At 43.4% G+C, this 24,804-nt stretch carries 22 protein-coding genes; 8 read left to right on the forward strand and 14 right to left on the reverse strand.

The genetic code is table 11. The features are described from left to right. The first annotated feature begins 43 nt into the window (after positions 1-43). From amaB to ABJF92_RS02150, 3 genes are all read left to right on the forward strand, one after another. A complete protein-coding gene (gene amaB / locus ABJF92_RS02140) occupies positions 44-1,588 on the forward strand; it encodes an L-piperidine-6-carboxylate dehydrogenase (protein WP_446814204.1) in 1,545 nt (514 codons plus the stop codon). A 79-nt stretch (positions 1,589-1,667) separates the two neighbouring features. Beyond that, positions 1,668-2,939: an NAD(P)/FAD-dependent oxidoreductase gene (locus ABJF92_RS02145; RefSeq protein ID WP_446814205.1), complete on the forward strand. Its 1,272-nt coding sequence runs from the start codon at positions 1,668-1,670 to the stop codon at positions 2,937-2,939. Between the two features lie 527 nt (positions 2,940-3,466). Beyond that, the gene (locus ABJF92_RS02150) at positions 3,467-4,429 is read left to right on the forward strand and encodes a dihydrodipicolinate synthase family protein (protein WP_446814677.1); all 963 of its coding nucleotides are present in this window, start codon (positions 3,467-3,469) and stop codon (positions 4,427-4,429) included. A gap of 183 nt (positions 4,430-4,612) precedes the next feature. Here ABJF92_RS02150 and ABJF92_RS02155 read toward each other — a convergent pair whose 3' ends face one another. Together ABJF92_RS02155 and ABJF92_RS02160 are read right to left on the reverse strand one after the other, a co-directional pair. Continuing rightward, a complete protein-coding gene (locus ABJF92_RS02155; RefSeq protein ID WP_446814206.1) occupies positions 4,613-6,127 on the reverse strand; it encodes an aldehyde dehydrogenase (NADP(+)) in 1,515 nt (504 codons plus the stop codon). Positions 6,128-6,341: 214 nt separating this feature from the next. After that, positions 6,342-7,019 carry a GntR family transcriptional regulator gene (locus ABJF92_RS02160; RefSeq protein ID WP_446814207.1) on the reverse strand — a complete coding sequence of 226 codons (678 nt, stop codon included), beginning with the start codon at positions 7,017-7,019 and terminating at the stop codon, positions 6,342-6,344. A 530-nt stretch (positions 7,020-7,549) separates the two neighbouring features. Here ABJF92_RS02160 and dctP point away from each other — a divergent pair. The 3 genes from dctP to ABJF92_RS02175 are packed head-to-tail and all read left to right on the forward strand — an operon-like array spanning position 7,550 to position 10,514. Further along, complete coding sequence (dctP, locus tag ABJF92_RS02165) at positions 7,550-8,617, forward strand: TRAP transporter substrate-binding protein DctP (protein ID WP_446814208.1); 1,068 nt, start codon at positions 7,550-7,552, stop codon at positions 8,615-8,617. A 54-nt stretch (positions 8,618-8,671) separates the two neighbouring features. Beyond that, a complete protein-coding gene (locus ABJF92_RS02170; protein WP_446814209.1) occupies positions 8,672-9,205 on the forward strand; it encodes a TRAP transporter small permease subunit in 534 nt (177 codons plus the stop codon). After that, positions 9,198-10,514 carry a TRAP transporter large permease gene (locus tag ABJF92_RS02175; protein WP_446814210.1) on the forward strand — a complete coding sequence of 439 codons (1,317 nt, stop codon included), beginning with the start codon at positions 9,198-9,200 and terminating at the stop codon, positions 10,512-10,514. The genes ABJF92_RS02170 and ABJF92_RS02175 overlap by 8 nt, the downstream gene beginning before the upstream one ends. A 105-nt stretch (positions 10,515-10,619) precedes the next feature. Here the strand turns inward: ABJF92_RS02175 and ABJF92_RS02180 are convergent, their stop codons facing one another. From ABJF92_RS02180 to ABJF92_RS02225, 10 genes are all read right to left on the reverse strand, one after another. Further along, positions 10,620-11,318, reverse strand: a complete 699-nt coding sequence (locus tag ABJF92_RS02180) for an aspartate/glutamate racemase family protein (protein WP_446814211.1) — start codon at positions 11,316-11,318, stop codon at positions 10,620-10,622. A gap of 63 nt (positions 11,319-11,381) precedes the next feature. Next, entirely contained in the window at positions 11,382-13,451 is a 2,070-nt protein-coding gene (locus ABJF92_RS02185) for a methylmalonyl-CoA mutase family protein (RefSeq protein ID WP_446814212.1), read from the reverse strand. Continuing rightward, the gene (locus ABJF92_RS02190; protein ID WP_446814213.1) at positions 13,448-14,404 is read right to left on the reverse strand and encodes a Pnap_2097 family protein; all 957 of its coding nucleotides are present in this window, start codon (positions 14,402-14,404) and stop codon (positions 13,448-13,450) included. The genes ABJF92_RS02185 and ABJF92_RS02190 overlap by 4 nt, the downstream gene beginning before the upstream one ends. 1 nt (position 14,405) lies before the next feature. Beyond that, on the reverse strand, positions 14,406-15,692 hold the full coding sequence (locus ABJF92_RS02195) for an MSMEG_0569 family flavin-dependent oxidoreductase (RefSeq protein ID WP_446814214.1): 1,287 nt from the start codon (positions 15,690-15,692) through the stop codon (positions 14,406-14,408). A gap of 12 nt (positions 15,693-15,704) precedes the next feature. After that, on the reverse strand, positions 15,705-15,992 hold the full coding sequence (locus tag ABJF92_RS02200) for an MSMEG_0570 family nitrogen starvation response protein (RefSeq protein WP_446814215.1): 288 nt from the start codon (positions 15,990-15,992) through the stop codon (positions 15,705-15,707). Next, complete coding sequence (locus tag ABJF92_RS02205) at positions 15,983-16,975, reverse strand: sll0787 family AIR synthase-like protein (RefSeq protein ID WP_446814216.1); 993 nt, start codon at positions 16,973-16,975, stop codon at positions 15,983-15,985. The genes ABJF92_RS02200 and ABJF92_RS02205 overlap by 10 nt, the downstream gene beginning before the upstream one ends. After that, positions 16,956-17,573 (reverse strand): MSMEG_0567/Sll0786 family nitrogen starvation N-acetyltransferase, encoded by a 618-nt coding sequence (locus ABJF92_RS02210; RefSeq protein ID WP_446814217.1) that lies wholly within the window; start codon positions 17,571-17,573, stop codon positions 16,956-16,958. The genes ABJF92_RS02205 and ABJF92_RS02210 overlap by 20 nt, the downstream gene beginning before the upstream one ends. Beyond that, the gene (locus ABJF92_RS02215; protein ID WP_446814218.1) at positions 17,560-18,729 is read right to left on the reverse strand and encodes an MSMEG_0568 family radical SAM protein; all 1,170 of its coding nucleotides are present in this window, start codon (positions 18,727-18,729) and stop codon (positions 17,560-17,562) included. Before ABJF92_RS02215 ends, ABJF92_RS02210 begins: the two co-directional genes overlap by 14 nt. Beyond that, positions 18,686-19,726: a Nit6803 family nitrilase gene (locus ABJF92_RS02220; RefSeq protein ID WP_446814219.1), complete on the reverse strand. Its 1,041-nt coding sequence runs from the start codon at positions 19,724-19,726 to the stop codon at positions 18,686-18,688. Before ABJF92_RS02220 ends, ABJF92_RS02215 begins: the two co-directional genes overlap by 44 nt. 14 nt (positions 19,727-19,740) lie before the next feature. After that, positions 19,741-20,223 carry an MSMEG_0572/Sll0783 family nitrogen starvation response protein gene (locus ABJF92_RS02225; protein WP_446814220.1) on the reverse strand — a complete coding sequence of 161 codons (483 nt, stop codon included), beginning with the start codon at positions 20,221-20,223 and terminating at the stop codon, positions 19,741-19,743. A 588-nt stretch (positions 20,224-20,811) separates the two neighbouring features. On the opposite strand from ABJF92_RS02225, the gene ABJF92_RS02230 reads away from it, so the two are divergent. Further along, entirely contained in the window at positions 20,812-22,212 is a 1,401-nt protein-coding gene (locus tag ABJF92_RS02230; RefSeq protein WP_446814221.1) for an aminotransferase-like domain-containing protein, read from the forward strand. Positions 22,213-22,406: 194 nt separating this feature from the next. Here ABJF92_RS02230 and ABJF92_RS02235 read toward each other — a convergent pair. Continuing rightward, positions 22,407-23,554, reverse strand: a protein-coding gene (locus tag ABJF92_RS02235; protein ID WP_446814222.1) for an IS3 family transposase whose coding sequence is annotated in 2 segments (ribosomal slippage) — positions 22,407-23,317 and positions 23,317-23,554 — 1,149 coding nt in all. Because the reading frame shifts where the segments join, the coding sequence is not laid out codon by codon here. A gap of 133 nt (positions 23,555-23,687) precedes the next feature. Between ABJF92_RS02235 and ABJF92_RS02240 the strand changes: the two genes are divergently transcribed. Next, entirely contained in the window at positions 23,688-24,221 is a 534-nt protein-coding gene (locus ABJF92_RS02240; protein ID WP_446814223.1) for a tyrosine-type recombinase/integrase, read from the forward strand. Here the strand turns inward: ABJF92_RS02240 and tenpIN are convergent. Beyond that, a complete protein-coding gene (gene tenpIN, locus ABJF92_RS02245; RefSeq protein ID WP_446814224.1) occupies positions 24,208-24,675 on the reverse strand; it encodes a type III toxin-antitoxin system TenpIN family toxin in 468 nt (155 codons plus the stop codon). The two genes, ABJF92_RS02240 and tenpIN, sit on opposite strands and share 14 nt — an antisense overlap. Positions 24,676-24,804: the final 129 nt, after the last annotated feature.

Genomic DNA, 24,804 nt, shown 5'->3' on the forward strand with positions numbered 1-24,804 from the left:
AGTTTAAATTCACCTTCAAATACATACATATCAGAGGTTTCAGATGTCACCAGCTTGCTTAGAGATACTAGGTATAAATGCCCTAAAACAAGGCGATACGTTTTACAGTCTACTAACTGGGAATACCAAAGCATTGGGAGACGGTGCGAGCTTTTCCGTACCAAGCCCGATTGATGCAGAGCAGCTTTCTACGTTCAATAATGCGACACCTAGCCAACTCGACGCAGTCAACCTTGAGCTAGAAGAGGCCTTTAAAGTATTACGCTCCATTCCTGCACCACGTCGTGGTGAACTGGTACGCCGAATAGGTGATGAAGCTCGTAAATATAAGAATGAATTAGCGCAAGTCATCTCTTTAGAAGCAGGTAAAATTGTCCCAGAAGCGTTGGGAGAAGTACAAGAGTGGATTGATGTCTGCGATTTCGCGGTGGGTCAATCACGAATGTTACATGGTTTATCCATTGTCTCTGAACGCCCAGGCCATCGAATGATGGAGCAATGGCAACCACTAGGCCCAGTCGCCGTCATTACCGCCTTTAACTTCCCGATGGCTGTTTGGGCTTGGAACGCTATGCTTGGTCTAGTGTGTGGTAACCCTATTCTGCTAAAACCATCCGAAAAAGCCCCTCTATGTGCCTTAGCCATGTATCAAATCGCACAAAACGTCATTGCAGGCATGGAGGATATTCCTAAAGCGGCCGTGTCTGTGATGATAGGGGGTCGCGACCTTGGTGAAGCGATTGCGGCAAGTGAGACATTCCCTCTTGTATCAGCGACAGGCTCTACCGCAATGGGACGCGCTGTCGCGAAAACAGTAGCTGGTAGATTAGGGCGTTCTTTATTAGAGCTTGGCGGCAATAACGCCATGATAGTGTCAGAGTCAGCCGACCTTGAACTGGCTCTACGTGCCATTGTTTTCTCTGCCGCAGGGACTGCAGGCCAGCGTTGTACGACTTTACGCCGCTTAATTACCCATGAAAGTGTGGTCGATGGCTTGGTGGCGAGTTTAGCCAAATCTTACAGCTCACTTTCTATTGGTAACCCTCTTATCGAAGGTAACCTAGTGGGTCCACTGATTGATGAAACAAGCTTTAATACTATGCAAAATGCATTAAAAGCAGCTCAAGAACAAGGTGGTGAAATCGTTTGTGGTGGTGAGCGTGTCACGGAAAACGTCCCTACCGGTGGGTTTTATGTGAAACCAGCCATTGTTCGCATTGCGCACGATGCACCCATTGTTCATCAAGAAACCTTTGCTCCAATTTTGTATGTTTTGACCTATAGTCATTTTGAGCAAGCTATTGATATTCAAAACGAAGTTCCACAGGGTTTATCATCTGCTGTGTTCACTGAAAGCATGCGTGAAGCCGAAATATTCATGTCACCAGCAGGCTCTGATTGCGGCATTGCCAATGTCAACATTGGTACATCCGGCGCTGAAATCGGTGGAGCATTTGGTGGTGAAAAAGAGACGGGGGGTGGCCGTGAATCTGGCTCCGATGCATGGCGTAATTACATGCGCCGTACCACCAATACCATTAACTATGGCGGTGAACTGCCATTGGCTCAAGGTATTGTCTTCGAATAGCAACTAACCGGTATGGCCAGCAAAAGTTGGCCATTCTTTTGCTTCTATCATCTCATCACGTTTTTAGAAGGTGAGCATTATGTCTAAGCTCTTATGTGATTCTTTATGGAGAGCCAGTGCACCACAAGGCCCAACACTGGCCCCATTACTGGGTGAGGTAGAAGTAGAGGTTGCCATTGTTGGTGGTGGCTTTACCGGACTTTCTGCCGCCTTACATCTCGCCAAGTTAGGCGTTTCTGTCGCGGTCATTGAAGCTCAAGAAATTGGCTTTGGCGGCTCGGGGCGCAACGTTGGTCTCGCCAATGCGGGCTTATGGCTAGAGCCGAATAAATTGGACCAAACCATAGGCGCCACGGCGGGTAAAAAGCTTTATGACACCCTATCTGCAGCACCAGACTATGTTTATCAATTAATCGATCAATACCAGATTCAATGTGAAGCGACCCATGCTGGTACACTCCACGCTGGCGTTGGTAAATTAGGGCTAAAACAATTACAGCGCCGTTATGAACAACTGTCTCGTCGAGGTGCTCCAGTTCAGCTATTAGACAGCGCCGCCGCACAACAACGCATAGGCTCTACCAAATTCAATTCGGCCTTGTTCGACCCAAGAGCAGGCACTATTCAACCGTTAGCCTATGCTCGTGGCCTAGCGCATGCAGCGTTACAAGAAGGTGCGAGATTGTTCGACCACTCTTCCGTCCAGAAAATGGAACCCTCCAGCAAAGGCTGGACGCTTTACAGCGAGCAAGGGCAAGTCCATGCGAACAAAGTGATACTGGCCACCAATGCCTACTGTGAATATGGCGCTAAGCAACAAGAGCAAAAATTTATCCCTATCCATTACTCACAACTTGCCAGTAAGCCTCTTAGCGAAGAGCAGTTAGCGAGCATTTTGCCCAACAAAGAAGGGGTATGGGATACCTGCACCGTCATGAGTTCATTCCGCTTAGATCAACAAGGTCGTTTTATCTTTGGTGGTATGGGTGGCAAAACTGGTGCTCTTGAAAACTGGGCAAGCCAAAGAGTCAGCGATCTCTTCCCCGCACTGAGCAAAGTAGAGTGGGATTATTATTGGACGGGGACTATCGCCTGTAGCGAAGACCACATTCCCCACTGCCAAGAGCTGCAACCAGGCCTTTATAGTGTGGCGGGGTACAGTGGTCGAGGCATTGGACCGGGCACCATGGTGGGGGCAGAACTCGCCCAATGGTTAACCGGAAATATTGAAAGCTTATCCATTCCTACTACTCTCTTAAGGGACGTGCCTTTTCGAGAAGTGAAACGCATGTTTTATGAAATCGGTGCCCATGCCTATCACCTTGGGCAACAGTCACATGCACTGGATTAAGCGAGCTCATTTACTCGAATGACTCTTAAGACTAAAAATAGTCGATAATGGTTTCAGTAAATAAAAGGCTGGCTCCGTTTAATCGATAAAGCATAAAAAGCCCCATATCAGCGTCACTCGCCTTGATATGGGGCTTTCTATTTTTCGCACTTCCTTGATGCCAAAAAGTGTCTTAAGCAAAAGGTATTCCGTATCTAAACCGCACGTTGTACCGCGTTTGACCAAAATCAGCCGCAGCATCACCACTCCGATAACAAAAGTAATGACAGCCTCCTTTATTCATTCATTGTGTGTTTTTTAAAACTCTTTCTTGACGAAAACATTTTCAAAATGTATTTTGTATCCAATATCCTAAAAGACGGTGATTGTTAAAACAATTACAGGTGACCTTCATCATCTAAATACGGATATGGAACGCTCGCTTCATCGCGAATTATGGTCAGTCCCTAGATATCTAGGACAACCACTATTAACAATGATACCAGTCATAACGACCGCTCTTTTATGAGTGAAAAAAGGACAAAATGATGAACAAAGAAATCTTTCACGGCGTAATTCCTGCCTTAATGACACCTTGTAAAGCCGACCGTACACCAGACTACGATGCACTTGTAAGCAAGGGTCAACAAATGATTGAAGCAGGTATGTCTGCTGTCGTTTACTGCGGTTCAATGGGTGACTGGCCATTGTTAACGGATGAAGAACGTATGGAAGGGGTCGAGCGTTTAGTAAAAGCAGGCATTCCTGTCATGGTTGGTACTGGAGCAATTAATACCAAATCAGCCGTTGCGCATGCTGCTCATGCTGAAAAAGTAGGGGCTGCAGGTTTAATGGTTATTCCTCGTGTTCTCTCCCGTGGCTCCGTCATTGCTGCACAAAAAGACCACTTTAAAGCCATTCTTAATGCTGCTCCTTCTATTCCTGCAATCATTTATAACAGTCCTGTCTATGGGTTTGAGACAAGAGCCGATGTATTTTTTGCGCTTCGAGAAGAGCATAAAAACCTAATCGGTTTCAAAGAGTTTGGGACTAAAGAAGCGATGCGATATGCCGCAGAAAACATTACCTCTAAAGAAGAAGAGGTATTGTTGATGGTAGGTGTTGATACTAGGGTTTATCACGGCATTGTAAATTGTGGTGCAACCGGCGCGATCACAGGTATTGGTACAGCATTACCAAAAGAAGTTTTATTGCTGACAAAATTATCGAAAATGGCAGCATCAGGCAATCCAGAAGCACGATTACGAGCACAAGAGTTGGAAGAAGCTATGTCGGTACTTGCAAGCTTTGACGAAGGTCCAGAACTTGTCTTGTTTTTTAAATATTTATTAGTGTTACGAGGTGAAAAAGAATACGCTCTGCACTTTAATGAAACAGATAAATTAAATGAAGAGCAGCGCATCTATTGCGAGAAACAATTTAAGCTTTTTAATACTTGGTTTGCACAATGGGTGCAGCAAGAAGGTGTGATTAGTGAGTGTCTAGCCTAGACCATCAGTAAAAATTATCACTAAAACCTGCCAGCGTGCGTCGTTACCTGTTTTATTAAACGAAACGACAAGCGCTGGCATTTTTGTATGTAAAACCTATCTCAATTTTAAACACTACCCATTGGCCAATAAAAAACCCCAATACAGACAACTCTGAATTGGGGTTGATTGTTTTATTAAAGGTTAAATAAGGTCTTCTGGTAACAAACTTGAAGGGATATCTTGGTAGCATACTGGTCGTAAGAAGCGGCGTATCGACATTGTGCCAACTGAAGTTGCACCAAAGTTTGTCGAGGCGGGATAAGGGCCGCCATGAACCATGCTGTCACATACTTCCACTCCTGTAGGAAACGCATTAGCTAGAATGCGACCGGCTTTGCGTTCCAGAATAGGTAAGAAACTTTTTGCGGCATTGATATCTGTATCATCAATATGAAGCGTACAGGTCAACTGCCCCTCTAAGTGTTTTGCTACGTCCAACATCTCATCCACCGATGAAGCAAACACAACAACACCTAACGGCCCAAACACTTCTTCTGCTAATGTTTCATTTCTTAACCAGTCTTTTGCCGTGGTGGCGTACAGGTAGGGCGTAGCGCCTCTCATTTCACATGAAGTCGAGAGTACCTCACGCACTCCTAATGTCTCTGCAATACGTTTCTGTCCTGCACGATAAGCATCCGCAATTCCCATTGTTAACATGGTTTGGGCTGGCACACTTGCCAAACTCTCACTCGCAACAGATAAAAATTCGTCGCCTGATGAATCCGCCAATAAAACGGCAATGCCTGGATTAGTACAGAATTGCCCCGCCCCCATAGACAATGAAGCTGCCCAACCTTTTGCGAGCGCTTCTCCGCGTTGTGCGACAGCATTAGGAAATAAGAACATAGGATTCACCGACCCTAGCTCACCAAAGAAAGGAATCGGCTCAGGGCGGGCAGCACACAAGTCAAATAAAGCTCGGCCCCCTTGCAATGATCCAGTAAAGCCAACCGCCTTGACCAATGGATGCTGCACCAGCGCAGAGCCCACTGCACGGTTTCCACCTTGTATTAAACTAAACACCCCTGCTGGCATCGCACATTTTTTCACGGCTTGGTTGATTGCATCAGCAACGATTTCAGCTGTACCTGGATGTGCACTGTGCCCTTTTACAATAACCGGACAACCAGCGGCTAGCGCGGCGGCCGTATCTCCACCTGCAGTTGAAAACGCCAGAGGGAAGTTCGAAGCACCAAAAACAGCGACTGGCCCAATAGGTCGCTGTATCAATCTTAGGTCAGATCGTGGCAAAGGTTGACGTTCTGGTAACGCCGCGTCATGCCGTTTATCAAGATACTCACCTTGTAAAAGATGCTCTGCAAATAAGCGTAATTGCCCACATGTACGGCCTCGTTCTCCAATTAACCGTCCCTCAGGTAGCCCTGTTTCTGCACAGCCAACTTTAGTGATGTCCTCGCCTCGAGCCTCTATTTCATCTGCTATCACATTTAAAAAAGCGGCTCGGGTTTCACGGGAGGTATAACCGTATTCTAGAAAAGCATTTTCCGCCGCCTCAACCGCTTGATTGACTTGCTCAACTGTACCTACCGAGAAGTTATAAGCTTCGCCAAAAGCAGGAGAAGAGGCAAAAGTATACTCTGAGGAGATTAATTGCCCGGCGATAGAATGTTTTCCATGCGGTATGAAACTCATATTTGTCTTACTCCATCCATTTTTGATTAAAGGGTGTTTTATGGATATTGTATCCAATATAAGCTTGAGTACAAGCAATAAACTGCCTTCTACACGAAAGGTGGGCGTATTCTAAGGTTAAGGGCAGAGAATCGTTTCGTGGAATTGATGGATAAGCACAGCAGAACAATGAATAAAGTCGCCTTCCTTAGCCACTCTCATTAGTTGAAATAAATTATGATTCACTCATTCGCGTTTGAGCGATCAATTCAAGAATTTGTTGTTGTGTATTGGTTAGATGAGAGCACAGTAAATCTGCCGCGCCTTCTATATCTCGCTGACGAGCAAAGTCCAATAATGCACGATGATCATGCTCTGCACTGCCTGTTTTCTGCAATTGGTCTATGTGCATACCTACATAGCGGTTGGCTTGCATGCTCACACGGTCGAGCAGTTGCATCGTCAGCTTCTGGTTTGACGCTTCATAGAGTGTTTCATGAAATTGTGCGTTTAATGGTCCCCAATCCGCAACACGACCTGCCGCGTAAGATTCTTTCATTTGATCGAGTAACTCTTCGCACTTTTCAAAATGATGTGCTTCCATCTGAGGAATGGATTTTTTTAATAAATCAATTTCTAAAAGTGCTCTAATATCAAAAAACTCAGCAATTTCAGAGAGAGTATGTTTTGTTACTGTCGCTCCTCTATTGTTAATAAAAACAACCAAACCTTCTGAATCAAGGTGCTTCAACGCCTCACGAATAGGCATTCTAGAAACACCATACTCTTCAGCTAAAAGCTCTTGGCGAATAAGATCGCCTTCAGATAAGTCCCCTGACAAGATACGATTTCGTAAATCCGTAGCAATCACTTCAGGCAAACTCTGGCGTTGAACCGCCCTTTTCTTAACCAACTTATCATCCTCTGCAAACATAAATTACGGATAGTCAGAGACTTCCAATAAAACTCAAATGTATACTTTATACAATTAGCGCATAATTATACGCAAATCTAGCAAGACATTAAGAACTATTTATAGCGTGCCTGGCACCTATAAGTTCGCTGAAAAGCAGCCATACCTACCATTTTACTACGATAAAAATAGCCCTCTGATTCTTCCTTTATGCCATTCAAAATTAAAAATAAACATGGGGTTAATTCATCTAAAAACCTTTTTTTAAAAGCGGTTGTATCTAATTTCAAACCTGAAAATACGCCACTTTGATAGATACACTCAGCCACTAATTGTTCAAAAAATCGACGCCTAAGAAAATACCATCGCGGCTAATACCTGCAATTCATTCTGGAATAGTGCAAAAAGAAAGCACTATTCACCTTGATATTGTATATTGGATACAATATATTGTTTTCAGGGTGGTATTCTCGATACATACCGAACTCCCGTGAATGAAACAACAACTATGCTGTTCTATGGAGATAAACATGAAAATATTAAAAACATTGGCTGCTTCGGCCATTCTAGGTAGTGCGCTTCTTTCCCCTTTGGCAAGCGCAGCCGAAATAACATGGAAGGTTCCTTCTTCTGTTCCTGAAGGCTCCTTCTTCTATAACAATTTCCTGAAAAGGTTTGCTGGCCATGTCGGAGACTTAACAGACAGCCAAATCAAAGTTAGACCCTTTGGAGCAGGCGTTATTGTTCCTGCTTTTAAAGTATATGAGTCCGTTCAAGACGGCATAGTAGAAGCAGGTCACTCAACGCCTAGTTATTTGGTCAACCAAGACCCAACAAATGCTATTTTTGCGGGTTTCCCTGGTGGCATGTCTCCTGAAGCGATGATGGCATGGCTATATGAGGACGGCGGGGTTGAACGTATGCAGGACTACCGTAGAGAAAAGATGGGCCTACATAGTTTAATTATCGGCATCGGTACGTCTGAAGTCCTTGCTCATGCCAACAAACCGATCAATAAAATTGAAGACTTCGCTAACTTAAAATACCGTACTTCAGGTGCATGGGCAGGTGTATTGAAAGATCACTTGAACGGTGTTCCTACTGTTGTACCACCAGGGGAAATCTATACGTTGTTACAACGTAAAGGTGTTGATGCTGTCGAATGGGCAACACCTGGCTCTAACTTGTCGGAAGGCTTCCATGAAGTGGCGCCTTACATAATAGTACCCGGAATCCATCAGCCTACTTTTGTTTGGGAAGTGGTTGTTAAAACAGAAACGTGGGACAACTTGTCAAAAGATTTGCAAACCAAAGTAGAGGCTGCTGCTCGTCTCACAACGATGGAAGCCTTTTTACGTTTTGCCAACGCTGATATCAAAGCCATGGATGAATACCGAGACTTTGGTACAGAGATCATCACTTTGGATAAATCAGTTCTTGCCGAGATTCGTGGTTACGGACATCAGTGGATGAAAGCCCGTGCGGATGAACAAGCTGCAAAAGGTGATAACTCAATGAATTCTATTCTTGATGAATACTTTGCTTATCAGAAAGCTTGGAGCCGCAATTCAAGTGTTTTTGTACGTGACGCAGAATAATAAATAGATCCAATCCAAAAGGGGCGCCTCTGGCGCTCCTATAAGGTTACCCACATGTATAATTCTCTGAAATATATTAACTCGATCTCTACATTGCTAGGCAAAGCCGCGATGGTACTTACCTGTCTAATGGTTTGCTCAATGTTGTATGAAGTAGGGGCTCGTTATATCTTCCAAGCTCCGACACTATGGGCTTTTGACATTTCCTATATGTTAAATGGCAGCATTTTTCTTCTCGCTGGCGCCTACTCTCTTAACCATGAAGCCCATGTACGAATAGACTTTCTTTCAAGTAAGCTACCTATTCGCTTTCAACAGAATCTAAACGCGATGGTTTACGCATTCATTGCTGGCCCTGCTTTTGCCGCATTCTCTTGGGTGGCTAGCAAAAAGGCCTATGTCGCATTTATAACAGGAGAGGTTGAAAATGTTAGCCCATGGGCACCACTTGTTTGGCCTTTCTACTCCATTCTTGCGTTAGGTTTAATCGCCTGCACTATTCAACTTTACCTAGAAGCTATTAAGTTTATGCTCGGCTCTAAAATCCCAGGCCATACGACAGAATCAGGAGCACCCCTAAATGACTGAGTTAATTCCTATCTGGATGTTTGTTGCTTTATTTGTATTTGTATTTGCAGGTATTCCAGTCGCTTTATCATTAATCGCAATCGCTACGGGCTTCGGTTTAATAGTGTTTGGAGATAGCTTATTTTTACAGTTGTATGGTTCAATCCTTCATACGGCTTCAAACTTTACACTTTCAGCCATTCCACTTTTTATCCTTATGGGTGCACTTCTTGAACAAACGGGTCTCGCACTGCGTTTATTCAAAGCGTTGCAATTATGGATGGGGAAATTCCCTGGAGGTCTAGCCGTTTCCACCATCACCATGTGTGCTATTTTTGCCGCCGCTTCCGGTGTCGTTGGTGCGGTAGAGATTGTCGTCGGTATGATGGCATTACCTGCTATGGCTAAATATAAATACGATCAAAGCTTAATGGCTGGTACGGTCTGCGCTGGTGGGTCTCTTGGGACTATAATTCCGCCCTCTATTGTTGTCGTGGTGTATTCCTCTATGGCACAACTGTCCATTGGTCAATTATTTGCAGCCAGTTTATTGCCTGGACTCATCATGGTTGTACTCTTCATTTTGTACATTCTGATTACTTGTCGCATTAATAAAAAAATGGGGCCTGCATCAACAGAAGCCGATACCGTTCCATTGTCCGAAAAATTGCAAATCACACTGTCTGCCATCATTCCACCCATGCTCTTGATTACCGCCGTACTAGGGTCTCTATTACTAGGAATTGCTTCACCAACCGAAGCGGCTGCCGTTGGCGCAGCTGGGGCGGCATTACTGTCTCTGGCATTTCGTGAATTAACGTTCACTAAATTCATCAATGCTCTGAAAACCACAATCAAAATCACAGCAATGATCATGCTTATTGTTATGGGTGGCACCATGTTCACAAGTATCTTTGCTGTATCGGGTGGTGGCTGGATGATCACAGAATGGGTAGATGGGTTAAACATGGGGCCTTACGGTCTGATATTTTTACTCATGTCCGTCGTCTTCATTGCAGGGTTTGTACTCGATTGGATTTCTGTTGTTTTGATATTCGTTCCTATATTCACACCATTAGTCAACGCAGCCGGTATTGATCCAATCTGGTTTGCAGTGATGTTCATGGTCGTTATTCAAACGTCTTATCTTACTCCTCCTATGGCACCGTCTATTTTCTATCTAAAATCGATAGCCCCAAAAAGTATGACCTACAGTCATATGTATAAAGGCGTCATGCCATTTGTACTAATCCAACTACTAGTATTAGCAATCGTGGTATTTATACCCGATGTAGCGACCTATTTACCGAGTTTAATCACTTCTCGATAATGCAGTACAAAGCGAAAGACTGACCAAGCAGTCTTTCGCTTTAGCTGCTCCATTCCCACCATACTCTATAAACGACGGACTTTTTCGGGAAATGAAGCGTATGTTTTATGCTTGATCGAGAATATATTGAACCAGTGAGTCCGTGTGACACTGTAAAGAATCAATCAGGGGAATTGAGCAATAGACGTCTTTTAGTAACAAAGGAAACTCGGTACAACCAAGAATAACCGCTTGCGCCCCTCGCTCTTTTAACGACTCAATAATCTTCAAGAACAGGGCTTTTGTTTCGTCATCAAATACCCCCATAGAAAGCTTGTTGTACAGTGCCTCTTGAATTTCACCTTGTTCTGAGGCGGGCGGGACAAGCGTTTTCACCTGATATCGTTCCAGCAATCTACCCTTAATGAAGTCTTCCGCCATGGTAAAACGGGTACCAATCAGGCCAACCGTATCAAAGCCATTGCTTTTAAGATTATCACCAATAGCATCCGCCACATGCAGAACAGGAATCGAGAGCGACGCTTGTAATTGCTCGTACACCTTATGAGGTGTATTGGCACAGAAAGAAATAGCATCAACGCCAATGCTTTGCAGTTTTTGGCCCGCCGTCACCATAATATCACCGATTACATCCCAATCATCAGATCGCTGTAGATCGTGAATTTGCTTCTGATTGAGATTAATCAACACCAATGGAGGGTTCACATTCCCATCGTAATGATCGTTTATCGCTTGGTTGATACCTGCATAATACTCCACCGTCGAATGCCAAGACGTTCCACCAATCATTCCTAATTCTTTCATTTAGCTAACTTCTCCTGAGTACTGAGTCGAATCAAAATCGGAAGCAGCATCTTTATACCATGTCTAAGAGCCTTTCTGAATTTTTGAGTTTCCAAGCTGATTTAAAGGCTCTTTGATTTGTACACAGAGTACTCCATATAGCTTTAAGGCTATCTCATTAAGGCTATCTTTTGAGGTAAAAACGGCATCAACACCGAGGTTTTCTAGGTTGCTTATATCTGATGAAGGAATCACGCCACCTACAAAGATTGAACAAGCCTTTCGCGTTCTCTGAGTTAATTGATTAATAAAAGGGATATGCGCACCGGATAAAATAGATAAGCCAATACCATCATATGGCGACAGCGCATCTTTCTGAATAATGTCGTCAATGCTGGAAAAGACAGGCAGATAGTCAACCTCAACCCCTAACTCTTGCAGCAGGGATACTATCAATTTGGCGCCTCGGTCATGGCCGTCCAGACCGATTTTAGACACTAAAAAGCGAAGTGGCTTACCTAACTTAGCGGTCAGTGATTGATAACGCTTAATAATATCTTCATCAAGACAGCTAGAGAATGGACCTTCTTTTATATATTCTGGTTTTTGATATCGTGGGGCTTCATCTGTTAAGGCTTCAATGCATTCGCCAACTGTCGCTCTAACTCGAATCGCATTGATAGTATAAGGCATTAGGTTCTTTTGACTGCTCGCCGCTGCTCGTAATGCTTGTAACGCCTGTTTAACCGCTCGATCGTCGCGCTTTAATTTCAATATTGAGATTTTTTTCGATTGTTGCCATAAGGTTTTGTCTGAGGAGATGACCCGCTCATTTTGCGGGTTATCATCAGTATTTCGATAACAGTTTTTACCGATGATTTTTTTATTTAAGGACTCTTCATCAATTGCTACTTGCACCGCTTTTTGGTGTATAAAAGCCGTCAATTGACCCGAGGCGACAAGTTCCAAAACGCCACCTTCTGTATCTATATTTGCTTGCATCTTTCGCACATAATCAATCATATTCTGTGTAGCAGTTTCCATCATGTAAGAACCTCCCCAAGGGTCCACTACATCACAGATACCCGTTTCATGCTGCAATATTAGTTGCGTTTCTAACGCTATCTTACTCGCGTGTTCCGAAGGCAACGAAATGGCTTCATCATAAGAGTTGGTATGAAGGGATTGAGTACCGCCAAAAACACCAGCCATCGCCTCAATAGTTGTGCGGACAATATTATTGTAAGGTGAGCTCTCTGTAAGCGAGGCGCCTGATGTTTGACAATGCATTTTGAGTCGTCTGGCACTTTCTGTGCGAATGTCGAACTCTTCCAATAATTCGTTCCATAAAAAGCGTGCCGCTCGTAGCTTTGCAACTTCTTTATAAAAGCTCATACCAAGGCCAAAGAAAAAGCTCAAACGCTTTGCGACAGCTTCTAAATCAATGCCTTGCTGCCGAAAATAAGTTAAATACGCTCTAGCATTGGCCATAGTCAGTGCTAACTCAAGTTCTGGCGACGCTCCAGCTTCTTGAAAGTGGTAGCCTGAAATAGACATGCTGTTAAAATATGGCATTTGTTCAGAGCAATAGGCCACCACATCAGACACGACACGCATGGAAAATTCTGGTGAATGGATATAAGTATTGCGGGCGATATACTCTTTGAGAATATCATTTTGAATGGTACCGCTAAGCATATCGGGCGCTACGCCTTGCTCTTCTGCGGACACAATAAAACAAGCCATGATTGGCAGCACTGAGCCATTCATTGTCATGGATACACTGACTTTATCGAGGTCAATTCCCTGAAAAAGCATATTCATGTCTTCAACGGAATCAATAGCAACTCCGGTGCGGCCAACGTCCGCTGCGGCTATTTTACATTCAGAGTCAAATCCTAAATGCGTAGGCAAATCAAATGCTACAGATAAACCTGTTTGCCCTTGTTGCAAAGAACGTTTAAAAAAAGCATTCGTTTCTAAAGCGCCTTCAAAACCCGCGTATTGTCGAATTGTCCAAGCTTTCTTCTGATACATTCTCTCATAAGGACCTCGGACAAAAGGGGCCTTACCATGGGCATTACGCCAACTATCTAATGATTCAGGAAGCGTCGAATACGCCCCTTTAATTTCTGCAAATAACGGAGTTTTCATAATTCAACTCCCGCTAACACAACCTCTTCATTCTTCTTAAACGAAACAAGTGGATGATCCATATAGCGTTTTTTTGTTATCACATTGGCAATCAGTGCATTATCTGACTGACGATAAAGCCGTCCACAGTGACCCAACAACGACTTCCTGTGATCAGATGGTAAGATTGTATAGAGATGGGCCGCCAAGGCGTCATCTAGGTTTATATTGCCGTAATAGCAAATAGTTCGTTCTACAACTTGCCACAAAACTAAAGGTTTATTTGGAGAAGGTGAGCTTGAAGGATCTGCGTTAAAAGCTTGCAGACCCGCTTGAAAAAAACGTTCTGCGCGATCCATTACTACCTGGAATTGAGCGAAATATAAGAAATCTGCACCATTAAAATCAGCATAAGGGCAAGGTTGATACACAAAAGGGACTTTACTTATAGAGGTAACTTCTGCATTCGGTAAGTTTCGACCTTTTTTATGCTCAGCCATCATTTGGCTCGCAGGCTCGCAAGCAGACCAACCTCCCTTCAACATCTCGTTGCGTGCAACACTCTGATTATTCCCTTCTTCATGTCGGCTAACAAAACTAGACAATAATTCCACCTGAGCAATGACCTGCTTACTAAGGCCCTCTTCTTCAAGACAAAGGTCATGCCTGCTATAGGAACGAGATGGTGAGACACGCTTCAGCTGTGTCGCGATTGATAAACGGCTATTCTCAGTCACCCGATGTAATACGGCGTTACTCACTCTTACCACTAGAAACGCAGCGTACAACTTTCGATTATGCTCATCGACAAAACTTGGCACTGGCAAATTTAAGGATTTAGCCAGTGCCAACCAATGTTGATGACCACATTCTTTAAGTAACCAGTTTTCACTGATGCCTCCCAAAGCTAACTGTGGCATCCCAATTAAATAGTCTTGCTCAACAGAAGTGGCGTCTATTAAGTCTGTTGCCATATCAAGAAACCTCAAACAAAGGTTTGGACAACTCACTCTTATCTCTAGACTTTTCAATAACGTCACTAAGATAATCTGCATCGATTCCTACACCAGAGAACCGTCCCGATCCCCAAGTATGCAGCCAAGGCAGACCAATAAAGTACACCCCTTTTTCATTTGTTACGCCACGATGATGGACGGGGGCACCCATGCCGTTGAAAACGGGTAAATCTAACCAAGAGAAGTCAGGCGTAAAGCCAATACACCAAATAATACTGGTAATTCCAGACGTTGCTAGGTCTAAGTTTTCACGCTCATTTTCCGGTTCCCATACTGGTTTATATGGCGCTTCCATGGGAGCATTAATGCCATTTTTCTCGATGTAAGCATCAATGCGCGCATTGATATTTTTATAGGTATCGTCTGCAGCATTTAAGTTGGAGGCTAAATTTGGTTTAAAAACCAGCTGACCATCTTGATAGTTTTCCATTAAACCAAACAGCTCCATGCCTTCCTGTGCAAACTTACGTAAGTCAATTTCACGGCCACCATCACGCCCCGTAACATAATGATTGGTATTATCACGAACACCCTCTCGCAATGGATGTTCATCCACAGACTTTTGGTAGTAACCCATATCATCCAGCCACTCCACCACATCTTTACCACGGTACAAGCGAGCAACGCGTGGTGCATTACCGGTCGCTAGAAAAACCTTTTTGCCATCAATATGCAGATCCTCTGCTATTTGAGCACCTGATTGACCAGAACCTACCACTAGCACTGCGCCATCTGGCAGTTGCTGAGAGTTTTTATATTGATTAGAGTGTATTTGTAAGACAGTTTCAGGAATACGTTCTGCCATACGCGGAATAATGGGTTTTAAGTACCCCCCAGAGGCAATGACCACTTGGTCACTGGTAAAAGAGCCTTTGGTAGTGTCCACATGAAATTGACCATTATCCATTTTTCTAACTTTCTCAACGCTCACACCTTCTAAAATGGGTGGTTTAACCTTGGCAGCAAAACGATCCAAATAACCAATAATCTCTTCTCGTTTCATAAAGCCTTTTGGATCACCTCCGTCATAAGGGTGATTTGGTAACTCACATTGCCAATTTGGTGTCACTAAAGTGAAAGAATCCCAACGCTGAGTTTTCCAGCTATGCATCATAGTGTTTTTTTCAAAAATCAGATGGTCGATCTTCTTTTCTTGCAAACAAGCACTCATGGATAAACCCGCTTGACCACCGCCAACGATTAGTACGGAATAATGTGTCGGCTGGCTATTTTGTTTTGTAGACATAATGGTTTTCCTCTAATCGATAAATCTTGTGACTTTTACTGATGCGTTTGGTGTTTTTTCATAACTGGAGCAACGTACCTTAATGACGCTGAGTTGATCCATGGCACTAGAGCAAGCAAAGCCGAAACGTTCGAGAACACGATCACTCGCTGAGTTAAGCGCCGTTTCACAGATCGCTAAAAATTCGTTGATTGGATAATCTTTACCTTCACAAAAATGCTCTTTAATGACGCTGGAAGGGGAATAACAGGCTTCGGTTTTACCATCAGGCCAAACCACTTCAAATTGCACTACTGGCATAACATCCTCTCTTCTTTGCTCGAATCTTGCTTGCCTTCTCGAAAACCTAAAAAGGCGGCTTGCTCAAAATCCCAAAATGTGACCTTTTGATCTTCATTCATCACCTCAATAGATGGCCTATCTGTCACATAACCAATCATTGCCGAATGGATTGCTCGACTGCTAAAAAGTGCCACCACGTCATTAACCTTGCTGGCTGGACAAGTCATCACAAAACCAAAACTTGGGAAAGCACAGAGCCAATCAGGCCAACTCACTTGATCAGGTTTCGGAATCTGCTGTAAAAAAACATCCGCACCTTTTCGTGAACAATCCATAAACATAGCTAACGTGCCCAGCAACCCTGCTTGGCTAATGTCCTTACAACCCGTTACCCAGCCTTTTTCAGCCAACATAGGTAATAATTCTAGGTCTTCTCTTAAACGTTCAGCTGGGACGTTCGTTGTGGCATTCCAATTAAGGTAAGGTGCACGGAAAGAGCCTCGTTGATCCATGGCAACCACAATGGCGTCGCCCGTGTTGGCGGCAAAGCTCGTTAGTACTTCATTAGCATGCCCCAAGATCGACACAGCAAGCTGTGTGCTTTGACTGTTATGGCTAGTATGGCCACCAACAACCGGCACACTATACGTCGTAGCGGCAGCTTTCATTCCTGCTAGTATTTGCGCGCTGACGGCATCTTCTGCGCTCCATAATGCATTCACCACCGCTTTGGCTCGTCCACCCATCGCGGCAATATCACTCACGTTCACCATCACGCCACACCACCCTGCAAACCAAGGATCTTGCTTGACAAATTCAGGGAGAAAGCCTTCTATCGCAAACAAGTCGTAGCCATGAGCGCTTTTAAGTACCGCTGTATCATCGCCATTTGAAAAACCCGATTCATTACGCTTTTCAAATGAAGATATAATCGGCGCCAAAGCAACTTTTGAAGCTACTCCCGGATAGTTACGAACGGACTCAATGAGTTGCTGAAGCATTTTCCGCCTCCACAATACTATTAACGTTGGTTGGTTCTGGTCCTATCAGATACGGGCTAATTGCGATATTTTTAACTGGGCGACCGGAAACCCAAAAGCCTAGAGATGGTTCAACTAAAGGCGGGTAATATTCGAGTTCTGCCTGCATTTTGACGTGCTTCATTCCATGAATATCTTGATATCCAGTTGTCGACCAATGCAGCCTTTTGAACAGAACTTCATTCTGCTCTTGCACCGTTGCTAAAAAGGTATGACAGCCTAAAGTGTTGGCACTGGACACCGCTAGGCGAATCAAACTAGCGCCCAATACACCTTGACGACGAAAGGCTTTTTTTACGGCTAAGCGCGACCCCCACCACAAACCCGGCTCCGATTGATGTATCCGTACGGTACCGACGACTTCTTCAGGCATTCCTAAAATTGACGTGGTAACAATTAACGGCTGTGCAATCAGGTCAATTTCATCCCTATCATGATCTTCAAAAAGCTGTTGTTCTTCACAGAATACTTCTCGTCGAATACGGCTAGCCTGCTCAATCTCCCAAGCATTCGTCGCCCATTTCACTTGAAACACTCGACCTTGATTAGACTGTTTCATAGGTAGCCTCCTTTTCAAATCGAGAAAGAGAAGAGCAAGCACCACAGCGAACACAGCCCGCCTTGACCTTATCGGAAGTCATTTTGAGGTTAACTAAGTCTTGCGCTAAAGGGCGTAACACAGCTTCCATAAATGAAGCCAGTGGTGCTGGTCGATCTTCTAACGGCGTACCTGATATCGGCACAAAAGGCACGACAAATGGATAAACGCCTATGGCAACCAACTTACGACAGGTATCAATAATGGTTTCTTCTGTGTCGCCAAGACCAGCCAAAATATAAGTACTAACTTGACCTCGACCAAATACAGCCACAGCGTCTTCAAAGGCCTGAAAATACTCCTCCAAAGATACTTCTGATTTACCAGGTGTTATGGTTTTGCGTAATTCGGGAGTTATTACCTCTAGATGCATACCTAACGAATCAATGCCCGCATCTTTCATACGCTGGTACCAAACAGGGTCTTTTGGTGGTTCACATTGACCTTGTATAGGCACATCAACAACAGCCTTGATTCCCTTAGCACTTTCACACATAACCTTGGCGCCACGATCTTCACCGGCTGGTGTACCCGTGGTCATAACAATATGCTTAATGCCATCTAACGCCACGGCAGCTTTCGCTACTTCAGCCAATTGCTCTGGAGTTTTATGAGCGATGGTTCGCCCCGCACGAAGGGACTGACCAATGGAACAAAATTGACATGCTTTACGTCGGCTTTCATAACGAATACATGTTTGCAAGACCGTGGTAGCTAGGACATCAGTACTGTGCAACGTGGCGATATGTGAATAAGGAATCCCATCTTTGGTCGATAAATTGTAAAACTCTGGATCTTTGGCAAAAGTCACGTCGGCTAGAGGAATACTGTTCGATAAAAGCTGAGTAGCGGGAGTATCTTGTGTGGCATCAATTTCTTCACCAATATGTCCATTAGTCACCTCGTCATCCGACAAGGTAAAAGGTGATGCCCACGCTGTTTGAGTATATATAGGCACCATTAATGTCGTTCCATCGACGGTAATGGCTTGATGGTCTGAAGGGCCCGCTCCGCCACGGCGACTAACGTGCTCTTGATCCAATGAGGTCAGGCGCAAGCCTTTGGTTTGTAGCTCAGTTAGAAATTGAGATGCTTTCATCTTGAGTTGTGTCGTCATGGGACTCTCCTCTATTAAATGATTCTGGTAACACTGAGGTACGAACAGTTTCTGGCGCAGACTCTGGGAGGCCTGTGACATATTGAGATGTTTGAGAATTCACTTGCAGACTCAAAAGTTCAGGGCGTGCGTAGTGACCAACAGAGTCCATCATGCGTTTACGCTTATCGATTAACCGGAAGTCTAAATCTGCATAAATGAAGCCTTCACCTTCTGTCAGAGGGGGGGCTAGATGTTTCCCCTCAGGAGAAATAATCGCTGTATTACAGCCATCTCTTAGTGCTTTTTGCATGGTCGGATCTGCAGTAATACTTTGAATTTGCTCTTCTGTGAGCCAGCCGGTTGAATTAATTACAAAACAGCCAGACTCTAATGCGTGATGACGGATAGTGACATCCATTTGCTCGCCAAAAATACGACCGACTAGTGACCCTGGAAACTGCGCACAGTGAATTTGCTCATGTTGCGCCATTAATGAGTACCGAGCCAATGGGTTGTAATGCTCCCAACAGGCTAAAGCACCAATTCGGCCGACGGCAGAGTCAACTACCTTTAAACCTGATGCATCTCCCTGCCCCCAAATCATTCGCTCATGATAGGTAGGTGTAATTTTGCGGCGTTTCAAAATTAACTCGCCTGTTTTATCAAACACCAGTTGAGTGTTATACAAGCTGCCGTTATCACGCTCATTAACACCTATCACAACAACCATTTGGTTCTCTTTCGCTTTTTGACCAATAGCTTCCGTTGTTGAACTTGGTACCACTACCGCCTCTTGGTACAAACGAAGATGTTCAGGGCCTTGACTCACAGGAGGCAGAACAAAGGAAAAATAAGGATAGTAAGGCATGAAAGTTTCAGGAAACACTATGATTTGAACACCGCTTTTAGATGCCTCATCTATCATATCTAGTACTTTACGCAGCGTACCGGCCAAACTCTCTAAGTCAGGAGATATCTGGACGGCCGCGGCGCGAACGATTGGGTAATCACTCATCACCGCGGCTCCTTTTACATTGTCCAAGTATCAACAATCAACGCATTGTCGCGACTGTGAAGAAGCTTAATATCCAACACATCTAATGGATTAATCGGTCGAATCCCTTCAATTAATGATCGTTCACCATGGCCGTACAGTGCTTGCAAAGCAAATCGGCAAGCGTAGACCTTACCGCCTTCTGCCATAAACTTTTTAAGCTGATTGTTAAAGTTCATATGACCAGGAAACGCTTCATCGCCCAAAGTAGGGAAACCACGTTGCACACCCAAATTCACCCCTGGACCGTAAAGTAAAATACTGGTTTCATAGCCTTTACGAAGTAGGCGAGTCGCTTGCAGCATGTTTACAAAACCAATTGAACCTTCAAATGCAACGGTGTGGAAAGTCACTAAGGCTTTCTCACCAGGTTCAGCTTTCACGTCTTCAAAGACCTTTTCTTCGTAATCCACTAAGAAATCACCGTCTTTATTTAATGCATGTGTCACTTCTGGCATGTTATCTCTCCGATCAAGTTATTGTTTAAGAAACCGATGTGTCTACTTTCAACTTGATCATTGCAACCCGAGTGCCAATGATCGCAAACAAAAAAGCAATCAATGTGCGATAAAGCAAAACATAATTGAAACATCCACGATAATATTTTTTAAAAAACGGCTTGATTAGACTTAAAAAATCATTAAATTCCAGGAAAAACCTTGCACCATAAAAAAACATTATGTGAGAACCTTCACCAATTGAGTGCAAAAAATCCTTCGTTTGAATGGTAATAACGAGTAAGAACTGACCAATGAAATGCTATATAGCCTCATTAATAACAAATGAAAAATAGCGGGCACTCTGTGGCGAAATGAGTTGATACATCCATGAAAAATAGCCCTACATGCCTTGTATAGACTAGTTCAAAGCCCAAAGACTCAAAATTTAAAAACTGAGCATTAATGTATAATCCTCCCGGCCATCACGAAATTTTTTCCAATAACGTTGTCTTTGTATATAACAGTCAGGAGTAATTATTTAAAAATTTGGCAAATTGATTGCATATAAAAGCAATCAATAAATATATAATTAATTAAGAGATTAGAATGCCGACATCGCTATTATTTACTTGGAAAAAAGAACTAGATAACAAAGGAAAATACCCAGCCTATAAGCGGATTGCCGAGCTGATTGACGAAAACATCGAATCGGGAAAACTTCAGCCACAAGACAAACTCCCACCTATGCGAGATCTAGCTGAAGCACTAAGTATTAATTATTCAACGGCTTCAAGAGCCTATGCCGAAGCAAAAAGGCGAGGTCTAATTGATACCATCACAGGTGCAGGTAGCTTCATTAAAGGCAAAGTTCCTGCTGTAAAACCTAGCCTTGCTCCCTATGAAATGACGATGAACCTAGTAATCGAACCTTCTATACCAACCTTGCTGGAAGAGCTAAAAGACGGAGCTTTAAGTAGCATCGCTTCAGCAGACTTACTCAGTTGTATCCGTTATCAAGACTTTGGAGGGAACTCAGAAACTAAACAGTGCTTTCTAGAGTTAATAGTAAGACGTGTGAAAAGTGCTAACTTAGATCGGGTAGTTTCTTGTCCCGGCATCCATGGTGGATTAGTCGCTTTGATTACTCAGTTATGCAGTAATCAGCAGATTATCTGTGTCGACAGTCTTACATATCCGGGCATTAAAACTATCGCGGCGCAACTTGGTAAAACCTTATTTTCTTTAGAAAGAGACAGTGATGGGCCACTAGTAAACGCCTTCGAAGATGCCTGTAAAACACATGATGTAGCCGCTTTATACATCAATCCAACAATGCAAAACCCGACTTCTGCGAGTGTTTCAAAAAGTCGTAGAGAAGCGCTTGTTGACGTTGCTCTACGCTTTAGTATTCCAATTATTGAAGACGATGCATATGGCTTAATCAGCAACGATACAGCACCAACTTTTGCCACTCTAGCGCCAGAGTTAACTTATTATATTGGTGGTTTATCTAAATGTTTTGGCCCTGGAATGCGGACAGGATTTATTTTATGCCCTACTCATCGCCAAGCTGAATATACGGCAGGGGCATTACGCTCATTAAATGTAATGGAAAATCCTATTATGCATGACATCGTCTGTCGCTGGGTCAAAGATGGGACGCTAGACCACATGATCCAAGCCATAAAAAGAGAAGCCAATGCACGGCAGCTAATGATCAGAGAGTCATTAAAAGCACATAGCTTATCAATGGAAGAAAATGCTTTTCACTTCTGGATAAAGCTACCGAAGCACTTGGGTTGGAATCCATCAGATTTGGCAACCAAGCTTCGTTCGCAAGGCGTCAATGCAGTGGCTAGTGCAGCATTTGCAACAGATAACAATCCACCGCAGGCATTAAGGATCTGCTTTGGAGGCCCATCCTCAAGACAACAGTGCCAAGAGCAAATGACCATTTTGTCCGAACTGCTGAATCAACCGGCACATTTAGCCAAAGTCATGTATTGAGCAATTGTGAGAATGGCACGCCCGAGAGGATTCGAACCCTTTTATTAGTACTGACAATGAGTACTAATGAGCTGCAATGAACGTAATCAAAAGGCTGTAGCCACCCCAGTGATTCATTACTGCTCATTACGACTCTATTTTGTAGTCATGATATGGACATTAGCTAAGATAAGATATGAACTTCCCAGAGTTTGCTAGACAGTAGGAACTTCTAAAAAATACTTTTCTTCGAATTTAGCAGGTGACACACCGCCTGTATGCGAATGTCGTTTTATCGGATTGTAGAACATCTCAATAAAATTAAATATCTCACCTTTCGCTTCCTCTCGTGTCGAGTAGATCTTCCGTTTTGTCACCCTCTTCTTGAAAGTCGCAAAAAAGCTTTCTGTCACCGCATTATCATGACAATTTCCTCGACGACTCATTGATGGTGCTAAATTATGAGCCTTCATAAAAGCGAGATAGTCAGAGCTCGCATATTGGCTCCTCTGATCGCTGTGTACCAGAACTTCACCTTTAGGTTTACGCTGCCAGATGGCCATTAGTAAAGCATTAATGACCAGATGACGATCCATCATTTTATCCATTGACCATCCAACAACACGTCGGGAAAATAAGTCGATAACAGTCGCGACGTACAAAAAACCTTCATGGGTCCTAACGTAGGTGATATCACTTACCCACGCTTTATTAGGGGCATCAGGATTAAACTGACGCTTCAATATGTTGTCAGCAATCTTGCCTACTTTACCGCCTTGGATATGGCGACGTTTATAGCCAATCTGGGCCTTAATCTTGTTATTACGCATGATCTTGGCAACACGATGTACGCTACAAGATTCTCCCTCATCCCGAAGGTCACGATGTATCCATGGGCTTCCATAGGTCCCACCGCTAGCGATGTGGCATTCACGTATTCGTTCTAACAGTCGCAGATCTTCAATAGTCCGATCAGACAGTGGCTTTTTCAACCAAGCATAATAACCGCTTCGATGAATTTTAAAGACGTGACACATCAATTGAACAGAGTGTTCTTTTTGGTGATCTCGAACAAAGGCGTACTTTACTCTGGGTTGTTGGCAAAGTACCTTGCGGCCTTTTTTAGAATGTCACGCTCCTCCGTGATCCGTCTCAGTTCAGACTTGAGTCGAGCGTTCTCAGAGGCTAAATCAATGTCTTTGGATGGTTGAGGCTGTGGCTCTCCATACTTTTTGATCCAAGCGTATAAACTATGGGTGGTTGTATCGAGCCGTTGAGCCACTTCAGCAACAGAATAACCACGCTCTGTCACTTGTTTAACCGCTTCTCTTTTAAATTCTTCAGGGTAACGTTTGGACTTCATAATACACCTCTTATTTAACTAGATTTTAACGTTAATAGGTGTCTAGTAAAGTCTGGGAAGTCCATACCTCAATGCCGTTTTTAATGAACTGGAACGCACCCAAACAATTGGCTACAGCAACCCTTTAAAGGGTGTGCGCCCTATCAAAATCAGTGAAAAAGAATTGAGCTGGTTAACTTCAGAACAAATCGAAGAGCTGTTATCTACTCTAGATGAGATTGGTAATGAGCACGTTTCCCTTATAACAAGAGTTTGTCTATCTACTGGGGCAAGGTGGGGAGAAGCGGAAGGACTAACAGCGAAAAATATTAGGAATGGTCAGGTAGATTTTACAGATACAAAAAGTGGTAAAAATCGCTCGATTCCAATTAATGACTCTCTATTCAAGCAACTTGAAGATCACATGAAAACTCATGGTCGATTCTTCGATTGCATAAAGTCTTTCAGAAAATATCTGAAAACTACGAGTATAAAACTACCTCAAGGGCAATCATCACATGTATTGAGACATAGTTTCGCAAGCCATTTCATGATGAACGGTGGAAACATACTGACATTACAAAAAATTCTTGGACACTCAACGATTATAATGACAATGAGATATGCTCATTTAGCACCAGAGCATTTGAAAGATGCAGAGAGACTTAACCCTCTTAATCAGAAGTGAGATGATTTAAACCTAACTCTTCATGATAATTAATCAATGTTGTGAACTTATATGCATTAGAGTTCAAAGTATTATCTTTGCCAAATTCAACTGCATTAACATAGTTTTTTACATAACGTTCAAACTGATTTTTAATCATTTTTTTACTAGATATTAATTTTTCTTTTTGCGTATCAGGAATAAAAAACGGATCTCCGATTTCTTTTTCCTGATCTTTTATCAAAAGAGCTTTAGTAAAATCCAACCCCCGTTTTAATCGTTTTCCATCACGAACAACAGTATCCAACACTACACTAGAGCTGTGCCTCAAATTACTACGTAATGGAATGGCAAATGTGAGATCTTTATACTGAATAGTAATTATGCCATGTGGTCGACTCTTATCATGAATGATCTCTCGTAATGTAGAGTTCTGATTTACAGCAAATTCTGTAAGAGTCGACACTTTTAACATTTAGGAAATCTTCCATGTAAAATCAAAAAAGCCTCCATTTAGGAGGCTAATCTGAGTGAATAATCTTTAAGTCTGGACATTTCATTGTTAATGCTGGCTCTCCAGTGGCGCAGCTTCTTTACATGTGGA

Source organism: Marinomonas sp., from assembly GCF_039940335.1.
Classification (GTDB): Bacteria; Pseudomonadota; Gammaproteobacteria; order Pseudomonadales; family Marinomonadaceae; genus Marinomonas.

Excerpts from the sequence above, each read along its gene's own strand:
- amaB (WP_446814204.1), top strand. The coding sequence starts at position 44 with ATGTCACCAGCTTGCTTAGAGATACTAGGTATAAATGCCCTAAAACAA.
- ABJF92_RS02145 (WP_446814205.1), top strand. The coding sequence starts at position 1,668 with ATGTCTAAGCTCTTATGTGATTCTTTATGGAGAGCCAGTGCACCACAA.
- ABJF92_RS02150 (WP_446814677.1), top strand. The coding sequence starts at position 3,467 with ATGAACAAAGAAATCTTTCACGGCGTAATTCCTGCCTTAATGACACCT.
- ABJF92_RS02155 (WP_446814206.1), bottom strand. The coding sequence starts at position 6,127 with ATGAGTTTCATACCGCATGGAAAACATTCTATCGCCGGGCAATTAATC.
- dctP (WP_446814208.1), top strand. The coding sequence starts at position 7,550 with ATGAAAATATTAAAAACATTGGCTGCTTCGGCCATTCTAGGTAGTGCG.
- ABJF92_RS02170 (WP_446814209.1), top strand. The coding sequence starts at position 8,672 with ATGTATAATTCTCTGAAATATATTAACTCGATCTCTACATTGCTAGGC.
- ABJF92_RS02175 (WP_446814210.1), top strand. The coding sequence starts at position 9,198 with ATGACTGAGTTAATTCCTATCTGGATGTTTGTTGCTTTATTTGTATTT.
- ABJF92_RS02180 (WP_446814211.1), bottom strand. The coding sequence starts at position 11,318 with ATGAAAGAATTAGGAATGATTGGTGGAACGTCTTGGCATTCGACGGTG.
- ABJF92_RS02185 (WP_446814212.1), bottom strand. The coding sequence starts at position 13,451 with ATGAAAACTCCGTTATTTGCAGAAATTAAAGGGGCGTATTCGACGCTT.
- ABJF92_RS02190 (WP_446814213.1), bottom strand. The coding sequence starts at position 14,404 with ATGGCAACAGACTTAATAGACGCCACTTCTGTTGAGCAAGACTATTTA.
- ABJF92_RS02195 (WP_446814214.1), bottom strand. The coding sequence starts at position 15,692 with ATGTCTACAAAACAAAATAGCCAGCCGACACATTATTCCGTACTAATC.
- ABJF92_RS02200 (WP_446814215.1), bottom strand. The coding sequence starts at position 15,992 with ATGCCAGTAGTGCAATTTGAAGTGGTTTGGCCTGATGGTAAAACCGAA.
- ABJF92_RS02205 (WP_446814216.1), bottom strand. The coding sequence starts at position 16,975 with ATGCTTCAGCAACTCATTGAGTCCGTTCGTAACTATCCGGGAGTAGCT.
- ABJF92_RS02210 (WP_446814217.1), bottom strand. The coding sequence starts at position 17,573 with ATGAAACAGTCTAATCAAGGTCGAGTGTTTCAAGTGAAATGGGCGACG.
- ABJF92_RS02215 (WP_446814218.1), bottom strand. The coding sequence starts at position 18,729 with ATGACGACACAACTCAAGATGAAAGCATCTCAATTTCTAACTGAGCTA.
- ABJF92_RS02220 (WP_446814219.1), bottom strand. The coding sequence starts at position 19,726 with ATGAGTGATTACCCAATCGTTCGCGCCGCGGCCGTCCAGATATCTCCT.
- ABJF92_RS02225 (WP_446814220.1), bottom strand. The coding sequence starts at position 20,223 with ATGCCAGAAGTGACACATGCATTAAATAAAGACGGTGATTTCTTAGTG.
- ABJF92_RS02230 (WP_446814221.1), top strand. The coding sequence starts at position 20,812 with ATGCCGACATCGCTATTATTTACTTGGAAAAAAGAACTAGATAACAAA.
- tenpIN (WP_446814224.1), bottom strand. The coding sequence starts at position 24,675 with ATGTTAAAAGTGTCGACTCTTACAGAATTTGCTGTAAATCAGAACTCT.